The 13,713-nt window shown below is 43.3% G+C and carries 15 protein-coding genes; 9 read left to right on the top strand and 6 right to left on the bottom strand.

The window, feature by feature from the left end; translation table 11 throughout:
* Nucleotides 1–12: 12 nt before the first annotated feature.
* From LG330_RS17280 to LG330_RS17270, 3 genes are all read right to left on the bottom strand, one after another.
* The gene (locus LG330_RS17280) at nt 13–1,464 is read right to left on the bottom strand and encodes a trypsin-like peptidase domain-containing protein (protein WP_404406065.1); all 1,452 of its coding nucleotides are present in this window, start codon (nt 1,462–1,464) and stop codon (nt 13–15) included.
* A gap of 187 nt (nt 1,465–1,651) precedes the next feature.
* Nucleotides 1,652–2,638 carry an LLM class flavin-dependent oxidoreductase gene (locus tag LG330_RS17275; RefSeq protein ID WP_404406063.1) on the bottom strand — a complete coding sequence of 329 codons (987 nt, stop codon included), beginning with the start codon at nt 2,636–2,638 and terminating at the stop codon, nt 1,652–1,654.
* A 78-nt stretch (nt 2,639–2,716) separates the two neighbouring features.
* Nucleotides 2,717–3,829 carry a glycerate kinase gene (locus LG330_RS17270; protein WP_404406062.1) on the bottom strand — a complete coding sequence of 371 codons (1,113 nt, stop codon included), beginning with the start codon at nt 3,827–3,829 and terminating at the stop codon, nt 2,717–2,719.
* Between the two features lie 191 nt (nt 3,830–4,020).
* On the opposite strand from LG330_RS17270, the gene rlmN reads away from it, so the two are divergent.
* The 4 genes from rlmN to LG330_RS17250 all read left to right on the top strand — a co-directional run bounded on the left by rlmN (nt 4,021) and on the right by LG330_RS17250 (nt 7,820).
* A complete protein-coding gene (gene rlmN, locus LG330_RS17265) occupies nt 4,021–5,082 on the top strand; it encodes a 23S rRNA (adenine(2503)-C(2))-methyltransferase RlmN (RefSeq protein WP_404406060.1) in 1,062 nt (353 codons plus the stop codon).
* Between the two features lie 125 nt (nt 5,083–5,207).
* Nucleotides 5,208–6,701, top strand: coding sequence for a GGDEF domain-containing protein (locus tag LG330_RS17260; protein WP_404406058.1), 1,494 nt, complete (start codon nt 5,208–5,210; stop codon nt 6,699–6,701).
* Between the two features lie 2 nt (nt 6,702–6,703).
* Nucleotides 6,704–7,204 (top strand): hypothetical protein, encoded by a 501-nt coding sequence (locus LG330_RS17255; protein ID WP_404406056.1) that lies wholly within the window; start codon nt 6,704–6,706, stop codon nt 7,202–7,204.
* 19 nt (nt 7,205–7,223) lie between these two features.
* Complete coding sequence (locus LG330_RS17250; protein WP_404406054.1) at nt 7,224–7,820, top strand: class I SAM-dependent methyltransferase; 597 nt, start codon at nt 7,224–7,226, stop codon at nt 7,818–7,820.
* A gap of 178 nt (nt 7,821–7,998) precedes the next feature.
* On the opposite strand, the gene LG330_RS17245 is transcribed toward LG330_RS17250, so the two are convergent.
* Nucleotides 7,999–8,715, bottom strand: a complete 717-nt coding sequence (locus LG330_RS17245) for a 3-ketoacyl-ACP reductase (RefSeq protein ID WP_404406052.1) — start codon at nt 8,713–8,715, stop codon at nt 7,999–8,001.
* 110 nt (nt 8,716–8,825) lie between these two features.
* On the opposite strand from LG330_RS17245, the gene LG330_RS17240 reads away from it, so the two are divergent.
* A complete protein-coding gene (locus LG330_RS17240) occupies nt 8,826–9,254 on the top strand; it encodes a hypothetical protein (protein WP_404406050.1) in 429 nt (142 codons plus the stop codon).
* Nucleotides 9,255–9,294: 40 nt separating this feature from the next.
* Here LG330_RS17240 and LG330_RS17235 read toward each other — a convergent pair whose 3' ends face one another.
* Complete coding sequence (locus LG330_RS17235; protein ID WP_404406048.1) at nt 9,295–10,089, bottom strand: TIGR00266 family protein; 795 nt, start codon at nt 10,087–10,089, stop codon at nt 9,295–9,297.
* 122 nt (nt 10,090–10,211) lie between these two features.
* On the opposite strand from LG330_RS17235, the gene LG330_RS17230 reads away from it, so the two are divergent.
* From LG330_RS17230 to LG330_RS17215, 4 genes are all read left to right on the top strand, one after another.
* The gene (locus LG330_RS17230) at nt 10,212–10,508 is read left to right on the top strand and encodes a hypothetical protein (protein WP_404406046.1); all 297 of its coding nucleotides are present in this window, start codon (nt 10,212–10,214) and stop codon (nt 10,506–10,508) included.
* A gap of 16 nt (nt 10,509–10,524) precedes the next feature.
* The gene (locus tag LG330_RS17225; RefSeq protein ID WP_404406044.1) at nt 10,525–10,971 is read left to right on the top strand and encodes an ATP-binding protein; all 447 of its coding nucleotides are present in this window, start codon (nt 10,525–10,527) and stop codon (nt 10,969–10,971) included.
* Nucleotides 10,972–10,992: 21 nt separating this feature from the next.
* The gene (locus tag LG330_RS17220; RefSeq protein ID WP_404406042.1) at nt 10,993–11,985 is read left to right on the top strand and encodes a zinc-binding dehydrogenase; all 993 of its coding nucleotides are present in this window, start codon (nt 10,993–10,995) and stop codon (nt 11,983–11,985) included.
* Nucleotides 11,986–12,131: 146 nt separating this feature from the next.
* Nucleotides 12,132–12,980 carry a glycerophosphodiester phosphodiesterase gene (locus tag LG330_RS17215; protein WP_404406040.1) on the top strand — a complete coding sequence of 283 codons (849 nt, stop codon included), beginning with the start codon at nt 12,132–12,134 and terminating at the stop codon, nt 12,978–12,980.
* Nucleotides 12,981–13,199: 219 nt separating this feature from the next.
* On the opposite strand, the gene LG330_RS17210 is transcribed toward LG330_RS17215, so the two are convergent.
* Nucleotides 13,200–13,664 (bottom strand): glutathione peroxidase, encoded by a 465-nt coding sequence (locus LG330_RS17210; protein WP_404406038.1) that lies wholly within the window; start codon nt 13,662–13,664, stop codon nt 13,200–13,202.
* Nucleotides 13,665–13,713: the final 49 nt, after the last annotated feature.

The following is a 13,713-nucleotide window of genomic DNA, read 5'->3' as shown; positions in this document are numbered from 1 at the left end:
GGGGTTTTTAGATTAGGCTCCTTCAGAGATGTCTGCGTCAGGAGTATCATTATCAGCTTCCTCATCATTCAATTCAGCGTCTTCTTCTATTGAGCTGCCATTATAAATCTCTTCGGTTTCGCTGTCAGTTTCTTCATCGAAATAGGATTCTTCTTCATAATCGTAGTACTCGTCATCACTATCATATTCATCCTCGTACTCATAATATTCCTCTTCACTATAATACTCGTCTTCGTATTCATAGTATTCTTCATCGTTATAGTACTCGTCTTCATATTCATAGTATTCCTCATCACTATAGTACTCATCATCATAACTGTCTTCGTAATACCAATCTTCATACTCATATCCGCCATCATAATAATAAAAGTCCCCAAGCTCCTCATCATAGTAATAAAATTCACCGGCATAAGGGTCATAAAAGTAATAAGTGTCGGTATAGGCATCGTAATAATAATATTCTTCAGTATCCTCATAGTCTCCACCATCAAAGTAATAATCCCCACTATAAAGATCATCATAAAAATAATTACCATACTGATTGTAAAAGAGGTCATAAATAGCATCTTCATGCATTGGATTGGCAACCCAATCGTTCATCAGATGTGTGATCTTAAAAATAGGAATACTAAAGCCGATTGTAGCTTCTTCACCATGACGCGCAGAATTAATCCCGACTACTTTTTCCGTTGTCTGGTCAAGCAATGGTCCACCGCTGCTTCCTGGTGCAATAGGTGCTGAGATTTGATAGATGTTCTCATAATAATGTGGATCTATTGAGAAAGTGCGATCCACCCCGCTAATATTTCCAAGTGTTGCCGTATTTTCATAACCATGCGGGCTACCAAGCGCAATTACTTCATCACCAAGTGCTGATTTTTCATTAAGCTCAAGCGGGAGGGGCGTTTTGCCGGCAAGGGATGGAACTCTGATGACTGCAAGATCAATCTCGTTGCTATAGCCGATTAATTGACCATCAAATTCCGTACCCGCATGATCTTTCACTGTCACATAAATACTGCCTTCCACAACGTGAGCATTTGTCATAATATCGCCTTGCTCATTGATCAGAAAGCCGGAACCCTGCCCGTAATCACTAAAGATTGTATAAACACGGGTTTGCGCATCTTCAATGATATCTGCTACTTCACGGTCTTCACTCTGGGATTGAACGATCACTTTTTCCTGAATGGTTTCTTCTTTAATAGCTGTAGTTTCGATTTTAGTGTTACTTTCCTGTTCTTTATCATCTTTTTTTACAGCGATTTCTACCGGAGTTTCCTTGATCTCCTGACCAGCTATGTACTCAAGACCAACGAAATATAAAACACCTGAGGCGATCAAACTGAAAAAGATAACAGCTGTTAGAAGAAATGGATTCGTTTTCTTATTCATTTGTACACCACATCCGCCGCAATACTTTGCATCGGGATCTGAGTGATTTCCACATTTTTGACAGTACATTTACTCATCTCCTTTTGATAAGTAATTCTTTTATATCATTATAATAGTCATATTTTACTATAATAGCAACTTTAATATGGAAAATATATAAATATTTTTTAAGTGATGGTGCTAGTGGCAGGGAAAATCAAACAGGCTTTTGGGGGTATAAAAGATGAATTTAAAAAAGAACCGCCTAATCAGCGGTTCACAGCATTTCCCGGGCAATAAGCTCATAAGAGTTCTTCTTATCTTCATGGGAATAAATATTTGTAATCAATAAAAAGTCATCTGACTGGTACCTCTCACTCAGCTCTACAAGTGAAGCCTTCACTTTCTTAGGTGTTCCAACAATCATTCTTCTGCGGTTGTGGCGGATTTTCTCCAGATCAGCTGTTGTCATTCCGCGTTCTTTCAGGCTTTCAGGTGGGTGGACCTGAGAATCTCCTTTTTCTATGCCAAGCAGCCACATGTCCTGCGTCAGTGCCAGTCGCTCAGCTTCCTCCTGCGTTTCAGCGCAGACAACAAACACTGTTACATTCACTGTGGGCTCAGTGAATTGACCTGGTTTAAAGTGTTCGCGGTATATGCGCAGCGTTTCCTCCCATTTATCCGGATTAATAAAATGACCGAACGTGAGACCAAGGCCACGCTCTGCTGCCAGCTTTGCGCTTCGAGGAGACAGGCCGAGCACCCAGATCGGAGGGGCGCTGCCGGTTCTCGGTGTAACCTTCACCATTCTATATTCATGCTGTTTCGGCAGTTCATTATGCATAAACCCATATAATTCATCCAGATGCCTTGGGAATGCACTCATCATACTTTCACGGCTGTCAGTTAATGCAGCGCGTGTCCGTTCTGTGCCACCGGGCGATCTGCCAACCCCGAGATCAACGCGGTCTGGGAATAATGCTTCGATTGTTTTAAATGTTTCAGCTATCTTTAAAGGACTGTATTGGGGCAGCAGGACGCCGCCTGATCCTACCCTGATTGACTCAGTTGCCGAGGCAATCCGCGTCATCAGAATTTCAGGGGCTGCACTTAATAAACCGTTCGTATTGTGATGCTCTGCAAGCCAGTAGCGGCTGTATCCGAACTGTTCAGCTGCCTTAGCCAATTCTACTGTTTGATTTAAGACGTCAGATGGTTCTGTACCCTGAGGCATCGGGACCTGATCTAAAATACCAAGTTTCATGACTGAGTCCTCCTCGTGATTCAATGACTCAATTATGCCATGATCTTCTTTTCATCTGCATCCGGTTTGCTCACGTACTCACACTTTTAGATGGATCAATTTAGCAATTTCAGCAGCTCGTTTAGCGGTAAGCGTATGTGCATATGCGATTGCGTATTCAAGCGTGCACGGGCTGTGCATCACAGAAAAGCTTGCAGTAAATAACTTAAACAGCTCTTCTGCTTCATGATCGGTGCTGCCTGACAGTAAAATCACAGGCTTTTGATTTTGTGCTGCAAGTTCAGCTACATAGTGAGCGACTTTTCCGTAAAGCGTCTGTTCATCGCTTTTTCCTTCACCTGTCAGGACCAGATCTGCCTCCCGCACAGCCTCAGGAAGCCTCATTTCCTCACCAATTAATCTCGCACCCTGTGCGAACTCGCCACCTGCAGCAAGCAGTGCGAATCCCATCCCACCTGCAGCACCTGCTCCGGGTGCATCGATCCATTCTGCGGCAGTCAGTGCTGCAAATTGGGCAATCCACTGATCATAAACAGGAACATCTTCAAGGCGTACACCTTTTTGCGGACCGAAAATCGCTGTTGCCCCTTCTTCGCCAGTTAGAGGATTATTCACGTCAGAAGCAATCTTCAACTCTATGTCTTTCAGTCGCGGATCAAGTGTTGTCAGGTCAACGCGTTGAATAGAAGGGAGGCGGCCGAGGTTGACCACGCCTTCAAATTCTTCTGTATATGTATAGCGTGCCCCAAGCGCTTCGAGCAGACCTGCGCCTCCATCGTTTACAGCACTTCCGCCAAGGCCGATCAGTACTTTCTTACAGCCTTGATCCAGTGCGTAGTGAATCATTTCACCTACACCATATGAAGTGGATTGAATCGGGTTCAGCTCTTCCGGCTTAAAGTCAGGGAGCCCGACAGCCTGCGCAGATTCAATATAGGCAGTATCATTATCTATACAAATCATCGCTTTCTTTTCATTTCCATATGTATTTTTTATTAATATTTCAACAGGGGTGATTGCTTTTTTAAATGCAAACGGTTCAAGCATGCCTTCTCCGCCATCAGCCATTGGAATCAATGTGTATTCAGCATCCGGATAAACATGCTGAAACCCTTCTTTTATTGCCAGTGCGGCCTCTGAAGCGCTCAGACTGCCCTTGAAAGAATCAGGTGCAATAACAATTTTCATCATGTGTCAGCTCCTCCTTATTTCAGTTGGCTTCATTGTATCAGCTGGACGTTATAAAAAGAAATTTCTGATTATAGTCATTTTTCACTTGAAAATCCAAAGGTTTTGTGATTTGTTTTTGATAATCCCTTGCAATTTGTGTACTACCCATCGTACAATGAAGGATGAATGTCATTTTCGAAATGAGGGTAAAAATGAAAACTTCCATTTATGGATTAACGTTGGAGCAACTTGTTGCCTGGCTTATGGAACATGGTCAAAAGAAGTTTCGTGCAGAACAGATTTGGGACTGGCTTTATCGTAAGAGAGTCACAACTTTTGAAGATATGAAAAACGTCAATAAAGAATGCCGTGATTTACTTGAAGAGAACTTTGTCATTGAGACACTGGATCTTCAGATTCGTCAGGACTCACAGGACGGCACTGTGAAATTTTTATTTAAATTGCATGATGGAAACCTGATTGAAACAGTACTGATGAGACAGAAATACGGTCAGTCTGTATGTGTAACAACACAGGTAGGCTGTAACATCGGCTGTACATTCTGTGCAAGTGGTCTGTTAAAGAAGAGCCGTGACCTTACAAGCGGTGAAGTCGTTGAACAGATTATGCGTGTTCAGAAGTATATGGACGAAAAAGGCGAGGGTGACCGTGTCAGCCATATCGTTGTTATGGGTATTGGAGAACCATTCGATAACTATGATAATCTGATGAGCTTCCTGCGCGTTGTGAATTCTGCGAAAGGTCTTGGTATTGGTGCGCGTCACATCACTGTTTCAACAAGTGGTCTTGCGAACCGTATTTATGACTTTGCAGATGAAGATCTTCAAGTAAACCTTGCACTATCTCTGCATGCGCCGAACGATGAACTGCGTACGCGTATTATGAAGATTAACCGTGCATACCCAATCGAGCCGCTGATGAAAGCAATCGATTACTATCTTGAAAAGACAAATCGCAGAATTACATTTGAGTATATCCTTTTACATGATGTAAATGATCATGTGGAAGAAGCTCAGCAGCTTGCGAAAATGCTTTATAACAAGCGTCATCTGGCATACGTTAACCTGATTCCTTATAATCCGGTTGATGAGCATATCCAGTATGAGCGAAGCAAGCAGGAAAATATTATGAAGTTTTATGATACGCTCAAAAAAGGCGGTATCAACTGTGTTGTGCGTCAGGAACACGGTACTGATATTGATGCAGCCTGCGGACAGCTGCGCAGTAAGCAGATTAAAAAGTCAGCAGTATAAAAGAAAAGCCTGGAATTTTTCCAGGCTTTTTTTCATACAAAAATACATTTTCATTTCATTTGAAATATAGCGCTTCCATGTATTATAATTAATTTGTGAAAAATGACCTATTAGGAGGATCGGTGATGGAAGAACTATTTTTAACAGTAGCCTTTATTATTGTGGCCTTTTTGGCAAATACATTTCGCTTCTTCGTTAATGGATACATAAATAGATTAATCTTCGTTCTGGCTACAGTGCTGCTAGTTCTTCTTGAGCAATGGCTCGTATCACCTTCACATACACACTGGCTGTTGTTATTTGTTATTGCTGCAACCGTCATCAGTTTTCATTTCAGTGGCGGAATGATTGCTGCAGTGCTGGCATCACTATATTTATGGACGAGTACAGGACAGTTTGAATTCAGTATTTATGCTGCTTATTTTTTATTTGCATCATCCATTTACGCCATCAGATTTTACGTCAGAAAAATTCGCCGTCAGCGTGATCACTGGCTCGAAATCCTGACGATCAATTCAAAGCAGCTGAACGTGACCAAAGATGTCAGTCAGGCAATGCAGCAAACCTTTAATACAAAACGCCTGCTTGAGACAATTTTAACCTCTATGACTGCCGGTCACGGACTTGGCTATAACCGTGCGATGATCTTTTTGCTGGGAGAGGACCGTCATCAATTAAAAGGAATTATGGCAACTGGACCGGTCCGTGCTGAAGAAGGATTTGAAATATGGGAGAACATCACGGTTAACCGTTACGGACTGGCTGATTTAATTGATAAGAAGGAAGAAGAGAAAGCAGATCAGCTGTTAAATGAAATCGTGCAGGATATGACGATTCCGCTTACACAGGAAAGCTTCCTGACAAATGTGATGAATACCGGGCATCCGATGCTAATTAAGCAAATTGATGAAGAAGACGAGCTGATGATGCATTTTCATCTTAAGCTAAACCTGAATGAATTTGCTGTGATTCCGCTCATTCATCATGGCGAAAAGTCAGGCGTAGTGATCATCGATAACCTGGTCAATCAAAAGCCGCTTAATATGCACGATGTAGATATCATTACGCCTCTGGCCACTCAGGCAGCGATTGCGCTTCAACAGGCAAGCCAGTATGAGTCAGTTGAGAGAATGGCTTTAAAGGACGGGTTAACGAACCTTTATAATCAGCGTGCATTCCAGCAGTCTTTATCTGAAGAATTTTGCAGTCGATCTTTCTCTATCATTCTATTGGATATTGATTTCTTTAAAAATTATAATGATACAAATGGTCATATGCTTGGAAATGATGTACTTGTTCAGTTGGCGTCAGTTATCGCAACGAGCCTGCGCGGTGATGATCTTGCCTACCGTTTTGGAGGGGAAGAATTTGTGATTTTACTGCCTGACACTGCAAAAGATCAGGCAATGATGGTAGCTGAGCGTATTCGCAAAAAAGTGGAAGAAACAGCTTTTCCAAAAGGTGAATTGCAGCCGGAAGGAAGGCTGACTGTCAGCCTGGGTGTAGCTGCGTCTGACGGTTCCATGGATCCTTTTGAAGTGGTGGAGTTTGCTGATCAGGCGCTTTATGAAGCGAAAGAACACGGTAAAAACCGCGTAGCAGTCAGGCAGGAGGTCTAGAGATGGATTATGCTCTATTACTATTGAACATTATTGCATTCACCGCTGTCTTTTTAATGACGGCCAGACCGCTTTATCTGCGATCATTAAAAGTAAAAGCAGAACGTGTGGCAAAAAGGCTTGGACTGTCACTAAATGAATTTGTGTATTCGTATGAACAGATGGTCTTTTTTACAGCACTTCCAAGTCATCTGTCTCAGCTTAAGCATGCTGACATTGAAGACATCACGCTTAAGCTGGATTTTCATTCTATGTTTTTTCCAAGATTAAAGGGCGTCAAAGTGGTTATCACAAAAGGCAGTCACCCTTTTGATCTTGCCTATCTGCCAATCAAAGATTTCAGGCTGCCTGCACTCGACAGGCTTTCATCAGAATCCCATTTATCAAATAAAGAATATTTAATGGTCAGTTCTTATATTGCAAGTAACCCGCGAACACTCTTGGAAATCAAACAAGAAGTGTTTAATAAAATGCAATTCAAAGAGGAAGAAAAGATCGATTGATATAGAAGGAGGCAGACTCATGATACAAGATCAACAGCTTTCCATCCAGACATCGAGTCTGCTTGAAACTGTCAGTTCTTCCATTCACCATAACCGCTATGAAGCTACCCCTTATGAGGGGCTGTACGCGTTAAGTGAGGCTTACACTCTAAAGGGAAGAAGTGTAGTGGATTATGGATGTGGAAAAGGACGCGTTTCATTTTATCTTCATCACCGGTTTGGAATTGATGTCACAGGTATTGAAATGAATCCGAGACTTTATCAGGCAGCGCTTGAAAATCAATCTTCCTATCTTACAAAACGGAAGTTGAAAAAAGGCAGCATTCAGTTTGAACGTGCCTTTGCTGAAAAGTATGAGGTAAGAGCGGATCAGGATGTGTTTTACTTTTTCAATCCATTTTCGCTGCAGATATTTTCGGCTGTGTTGAACCGGATATCCATGTCTCTTGAGAGGCACCCAAGGCGTGCAACGATTATTTTATATTATTCAACAGTTGAATATATTCAACATATTGAAGGGCATTCTGCTTTTCGTTCGACTCAGCAGATTCCGGTTCCGGGGCTGGTGGAGCATAATCATAACGAGCGGTTTGTAGTTTTTGAAAATGAAAAGTAAAATGTTCAACCTTATACCCGCTTCAGGCGGAAGCTTCCGCGGCAGGGCGGTGAGCCTCTCCGGCTTCGCGGTATAGTCTCACCTGTCCCTTTCCGCCGCTGGAGTCCCCGCCTGCAGCGAAGTTACACTAAGTTGAGTGTGATCAAAACCCGCTTTTACTTCAGTAACTGTAATACTGTTAAAACGGATTTGTCGCCCAGATGGCTGAGGTTTTGATGAATGAGCGCTGTTCAAGCTTCAGCAGGCTCACGATATATTCTGCAAGGTCTTCTGCCTGTGTGAATTTATCAGGGTTGCGTTCTCCGTCCTGTCCACGGGTCAAATCAGTTTCTACGAGACTTGGTGTAATGGTGGACACGCGGATATTATGCGGGCGGACCTCCTGCATGAGTGATTCAGTCAGGCCGTTAACAGCGAACTTTGATGCGCTGTAAGCGCTTGAGCCTTTTGTGCCCTTCAGTCCTGACATAGATGAAATATTAATAATGTCACCTTTTTTGCGCTCAATCATTCCCGGCAGGACTGCTTTGGTTGTATGAACAATGCCCATGACGTTTGTTTGCAGCACTTTATTCCAGTCCTCGGTTGATAACTCAAGAAATTCTCCGTAAGCGCCAACCCCGGCATTGTTAATCAGAATATCAGCCTGTCCTAATTTTTCAGTCAGTCCTTTTATTGCGTTTTGAATATCTTCTTCATAGCTGACGTCAGCTGCAGCAGTTTCAACCTGGACTCCATACTGATTTAACTGATCCTTGATTTTTTTCAAATGCTCCTCAGACCTTCCTACAATTCCGAGGTCGACGCCTTCTTTTGCCAGCTCAATGGCAGTTGCAGCCCCGATGCCGCGGCTTCCACCTGTAATAATCGCTTTTTTACCTCTTAATGGTTGCATTCAGTCCATCCTCTCTGATTCAAATTCTCTTTATACTATTCACTTATTACCGTTACAGAAAACATGCAGGAAAAAGGGGATTTCTGTATAATAGCTATTGAGGTGAAATGATGAAAAAGCTATTAATTGGTTTAATGGTCTTTGCGGTGGTGATTGGCGGAGGCTTATATGCAGTTTATTATTTTGGTACAGAAATGGCGGCTGATCAGGTCGTTGAATCAGTTACAGCTGATTTAGAGCAGACTGGTGAGATGGATCAGGTTAAAACTTATATTGAACAGGATCCTGTCTTAAGCAGCTATCTTGAAGAAGCAAAAGCAGCGCAGCACGATGAAGACCTGGCTTTTACAACCAGAGCAGAGGCAACCCGTGTGATGATTCAGAAAGTAGGGATCGGGGAGCTTCAAAAGATTCAGGCTGATGCAGAATCAGGACAGCTTTCTGAGCAGGAAGTGATCGGTAAGCTTGAGCAATCTTTGACTGAAGAAGAATTAAAAGCATTAAAAGTACTTGCTTATAAAGAAATATATGGTGAATAATGAAAGCCTTTCATGGGATGCCCCCTGAAAGGCTTTTACTTTATCTTCTGTCACCGCCGAGAATATCAAATAGCCCGCCTGCTGCGCTGCCTTCACCTTTTGAACCACCATTACGCGGCATGGCTGAGAAGACGCGGCTTGCCAGGCGGCTGAATGGCAACGATTGAACCCATACAGTGCCGGGACCCCGCAGCGTAGCAAGGAATAAACCTTCGCCGCCAAACATCGCTGTTTTGATCCCGCCGACCATTTCAATATTGTAGTCAATGCCACCAGTCATTGCGACCAGACAGCCTGTATCAAGTCTCAGCATTTCACCCGGGCCCAGTTCTTTTTTATGAATCGTGCCGCCTGCATGTACAAATGCCATGCCATCGCCTTCAAGCTTTTGCATAATAAAGCCTTCGCCGCCGAAAAAGCCGGTTCCAATTTTGCGCTGGAACTCAATGCCGATTGATACCCCTTTAGCAGCAGCTAAAAAAGCATCTTTTTGACAGATCAGTTTTCCGTCAATTGTACTGAGGTCGAGTGGGATAATTTTTCCCGGATAAGGGGAAGCAAAGCTGACGTGCTTTTTACCGCTTCCTTCGTTTGTGAAGGCAGTCATAAATAAGCTTTCGCCAGTTAACACACGTTTCCCTGCACCAAGCAGCTTGCCCATTATCCCGCCTGAGGATGCTGCACCATCACCAAAAATGGTTTCCATTCTGATTGAATCCTCCATCATCATCAGACTGCCTGCTTCAGCAATCACCGTTTCCTGCGGGTCGAGCTCTACTTCTACAAACTGCATGTCGTCTCCGTAAAGCTTAAAATCAATTTCATGATTATTCATACTGCCTTCACTCCTTTTCATTGTTTCTTCCATCATAACCTATTTAACTGAAAAATCTGAACAGGTTTTTGTTAAACTAGAAAGGGAAGGGTAGAACATAGAGTAAGTCGAAAGGAGTTTGAATGAAAAATTACCTAATTTGGCTTATCGTATTTTTAGTGCTGATGACTATAGGTGCTTATTTGCTGGTCCGGTTTACTTTCATGGAGTGGCAGTTCACAGGGTTTGTGTTTTTGGCAGCAGCATTCTATTTCAGTTCCTCCGGCGGTCTATCTTCTAATATGGCAGAAGCGCACGCAGTAACTGAGAGTAATGGACATTATAATCCGCGTTTTGAAAAAGCGGTCATATTTTTTACTCCATCAATTGCAGCTGCAGTCATTCTGCTCATTGCAAGCTTTGTGGTTCCGTTATTTTAAATGGCTGAGGGTGATAATGATGAAATCCATTTATCAGATTATGCAGCTGGTCGGACGTTTAGACGCCCATGTTGCAGATGATTTTGAAGGGCAGGACCTGGATTTTAAACAGTGGAGTAATAGAACAGAAGATAACGTCCGCAAAATGGTTGAATACGCGATCTGCATGGCAAATGGTGGTGGCGGCAGTGTCGTCTTTGGGATTGCTGACCGCGTAAAAGGGCATGGCAAAACCATTCTGGGTGTGCCTGTCGACCTGGATATTGAATCATTTCATGACCGGATCTATGAGGAGACAAAACCGTCTTTGTCTGCAGAATTTGACCTTGTTGAACTGGATTACGGGACCGGACAATTGCTGATTATGACAGTGGAGGGTAAGGGTGGACCTTATTCATTTTTAGATGGGAAGTCGGTTGTGAGAAAAGGTAAAGAATGTTTGACAATTGAAGCAAATCATTAGTATTAGGAAGGGGTTTTGATGATGAAAGCTGTGTATCATAAAGGACCAAAAGGAATGGATGGTCTTACATACGGAGATCTGGACCAGGCGGAAGTGAAAGCAGGAGAAGTGAGGATTAAACTGAAAGCGGCAGGTCTGAATCATAGAGATCTATTTGTTTTAACCCGTCATGGAGAAGAGGATCCCGCACTTGTTGTAGGTTCTGATGGAGCAGGTGTTGTGGATGAAGTAGGTGAAGGGGTAACAAATGTCAGCAAGGGTGATGAAGTTATTGTTAACCCGGGGATCAACTGGAAGCATAATACGGATGCGCCGCCACCGGAGTTTGACATTGTCGGGCTGCCGGGTCATGGGACGTTTGCTGAGAGTATTGTTTTGCCAGCTGAAAATGCTGTAAAGAAGCCTGAACACCTCAGCTGGGAAGAAGCAGGCGTTGTCGCACTGGCGGGGCTGACTGCCTATCGTGCACTCTTCACCCGCGGCCAGGTGAAAGAAGGAATGAAAGTGCTGATTCCTGGTATAGGAAGTGGTGTAGCAACATTTCTTCTTCAATTTGCTAAAGCAGCCGGTGCAACAGTTTATGTCACTTCACGCTCTGAAGAAAAGCGTCAGAAAGCACTTGAGCTTGGAGCTGACCACGCCATTGACAGTGAAGGGGACTGGGAAGAGGCACTTGAAGGAACAAAGATGGACCTTGTCATCGAATGCGTCGGAGCAGCAACCTTTAATCAATCACTGAAACAGCTTAGAAAAGGCGGCACAATCGTGACATTCGGTGCTTCAGCCGGAGACGAAGTAACGATTAACCTGCGCGACTTCTTCTACGGTCAGCAAAATCTGCTCGGATCAACAATGGGAAGTGCTGAAGAGCTGGATGAGATGATTGCTTTTATTGAAAAGCATCAGATTCACCCGGTAATGGACCAGGTGTATGATTTAGCAGATTATAAGTCTGCGTTTGAGCGCATTGAAAAAGCTGAACAGCTTGGGAAGATTGGTTTCAGTATTTCATAAGTTTACAGATACCCCTGCAGTGAACATCCTGCAGGGGTTAAAATATGCGCAATATTGGACAAATACCCCCACCACCTTCTTTAAAATATGATATACTAATCATATAAATAGAAAATTCAGACTTATTGAATGAGGGGGAACTGAAAATGATTGGGAAGTGGAAACGAAGGCGGCTGACCTTCCTTGCATTTCTGAGTGCCTGTCTGATCTTACTGGTGGGGTATATCAGCCAGCCGGTTAAAGACGTGAGTGTTGAAGGGATGATTTCGGTAGCTCACAGAGGGGCAGCGAGCTATGCACCGGAAAATACGCATGCAGCTTTTCAAAAAGGTATAGAGCTTGGAGCAGACTTTATAGAAGCGGACGTGCATTTATCCAGGGATGGCGAACTGATTATTATGCATGATGAATCAGTCGACAGAACGACCAATGGGAGCGGTTTTATTAAAAATATGACGCTAGAGGAACTGAAAGCACTTGAAGCAGGGTCTCATTTCCATCCCGACTATCACGGGGAACCGGTTATTACATTAAATGAATTGATGGAATCATTTTACGGACAGGTTGGACTTCTGATTGAAGTAAAGCACCCGGCATTATATCCTGGCATTGAAGAAAGGGTTGTGGAAGTATTATCACAATATCCTGCGACTGAAAGTGTCATCGTACAGTCTTTTGATATCGACGCAATGAAGCGTATCCATGAACTGGACCCGGACCTCCAAATCGCAGTCCTCATGAAAGCCTCTTTTGTACCCGTATCATTATGGCAATTAGACGATTTGACCTCATTTGCCACTTACATTAATTTTAATATTTCTTCTGTTGCAAAACGGACAGTAGATGAGATCCATGCCAGAGGTGGAAAAGTGCTGGTGTGGTCTAAAAAGGATAAGAGACTGATTCAAAAGGCAGTTTCTTATGGCGTAGATGGGATTATTACTGACTTTTCGAGATGGCCGGTGGAAGAGGAAGTACAGACAGTGACGGAATAAAAAAAGGGGCTGAGACAATTTTGTCTGAGCCCTTTACTCGTTCCGTTGCGCTTCAGGGGGACTTCGCGGCCGGGCGGTGAGCCCGCAGGCTTCGCCATGGCCTCACACGTCCCTTCCTGACGCAGTCGCTCCCTTACGCTCCACTCCACTAAGATTTTAATAAAACGTTAGAGAGTTAATTAATCCTCATCATCCCGTACTAAATTTGAAATAAAGCTATTAAAGAACCTTCTCAATATCCTTCTTCATTTCAGCAGGCTCTACTGCAGGTTCGTAGCGTCCTGCTACGTGTCCATTCCGGTCTACAAGAAACTTTGTGAAATTCCACTTGATATCCCCGCCGTTTTCTTCTTTCAGGAATTTAAACAGGTTTTCAGCTTGTTCACCATTCACTTTTACTTTCGCCATGAGGGGAAATGTGACGCCATAATTAACCTGACAGAATTCAGTTGTTTCCTCAATATTTTCAAACTCCTGATTGGCAAACTGGTCGCATGGAAAGCCAAGTACGACTAACCCGTCTTTCTTATATGCTTCATGGAGCTCCTGCAGGCCTTTGAATTGTGGTGTGTAGCCACATTTGCTTGCCGTATTCACAATGAGGAGCGGCTGACCTTCATAAGCATCAAGTGACATGACATCCCCGTTCGTTTTGCGCACCGTATAATCGTAAACTTTGTTCATATGTATAACCTCCTTTAAAGTCTTCACTTCCTTTAGCATAGCAAAATTA

The organism is Jeotgalibacillus malaysiensis, from assembly GCF_044789845.1.
Taxonomy (GTDB): domain Bacteria; phylum Bacillota; class Bacilli; order Bacillales; family Jeotgalibacillaceae; genus Jeotgalibacillus; species Jeotgalibacillus malaysiensis_A.
The sequence above is the reverse complement of the archived record's forward strand: the minus strand, read 5'-3'. Positions and strand labels throughout refer to the sequence as shown.

Excerpts from the sequence above, each read along its gene's own strand:
- LG330_RS17280 (WP_404406065.1), bottom strand. The coding sequence starts at position 1,464 with ATGTACTGTCAAAAATGTGGAAATCACTCAGATCCCGATGCAAAGTAT.
- LG330_RS17275 (WP_404406063.1), bottom strand. The coding sequence starts at position 2,638 with ATGAAACTTGGTATTTTAGATCAGGTCCCGATGCCTCAGGGTACAGAA.
- LG330_RS17270 (WP_404406062.1), bottom strand. The coding sequence starts at position 3,829 with ATGATGAAAATTGTTATTGCACCTGATTCTTTCAAGGGCAGTCTGAGC.
- rlmN (WP_404406060.1), top strand. The coding sequence starts at position 4,021 with ATGAAAACTTCCATTTATGGATTAACGTTGGAGCAACTTGTTGCCTGG.
- LG330_RS17260 (WP_404406058.1), top strand. The coding sequence starts at position 5,208 with ATGGAAGAACTATTTTTAACAGTAGCCTTTATTATTGTGGCCTTTTTG.
- LG330_RS17255 (WP_404406056.1), top strand. The coding sequence starts at position 6,704 with ATGGATTATGCTCTATTACTATTGAACATTATTGCATTCACCGCTGTC.
- LG330_RS17250 (WP_404406054.1), top strand. The coding sequence starts at position 7,224 with ATGATACAAGATCAACAGCTTTCCATCCAGACATCGAGTCTGCTTGAA.
- LG330_RS17245 (WP_404406052.1), bottom strand. The coding sequence starts at position 8,715 with ATGCAACCATTAAGAGGTAAAAAAGCGATTATTACAGGTGGAAGCCGC.
- LG330_RS17240 (WP_404406050.1), top strand. The coding sequence starts at position 8,826 with ATGAAAAAGCTATTAATTGGTTTAATGGTCTTTGCGGTGGTGATTGGC.
- LG330_RS17235 (WP_404406048.1), bottom strand. The coding sequence starts at position 10,089 with ATGAATAATCATGAAATTGATTTTAAGCTTTACGGAGACGACATGCAG.
- LG330_RS17230 (WP_404406046.1), top strand. The coding sequence starts at position 10,212 with ATGAAAAATTACCTAATTTGGCTTATCGTATTTTTAGTGCTGATGACT.
- LG330_RS17225 (WP_404406044.1), top strand. The coding sequence starts at position 10,525 with ATGATGAAATCCATTTATCAGATTATGCAGCTGGTCGGACGTTTAGAC.
- LG330_RS17220 (WP_404406042.1), top strand. The coding sequence starts at position 10,993 with ATGAAAGCTGTGTATCATAAAGGACCAAAAGGAATGGATGGTCTTACA.
- LG330_RS17215 (WP_404406040.1), top strand. The coding sequence starts at position 12,132 with ATGATTGGGAAGTGGAAACGAAGGCGGCTGACCTTCCTTGCATTTCTG.
- LG330_RS17210 (WP_404406038.1), bottom strand. The coding sequence starts at position 13,664 with ATGAACAAAGTTTACGATTATACGGTGCGCAAAACGAACGGGGATGTC.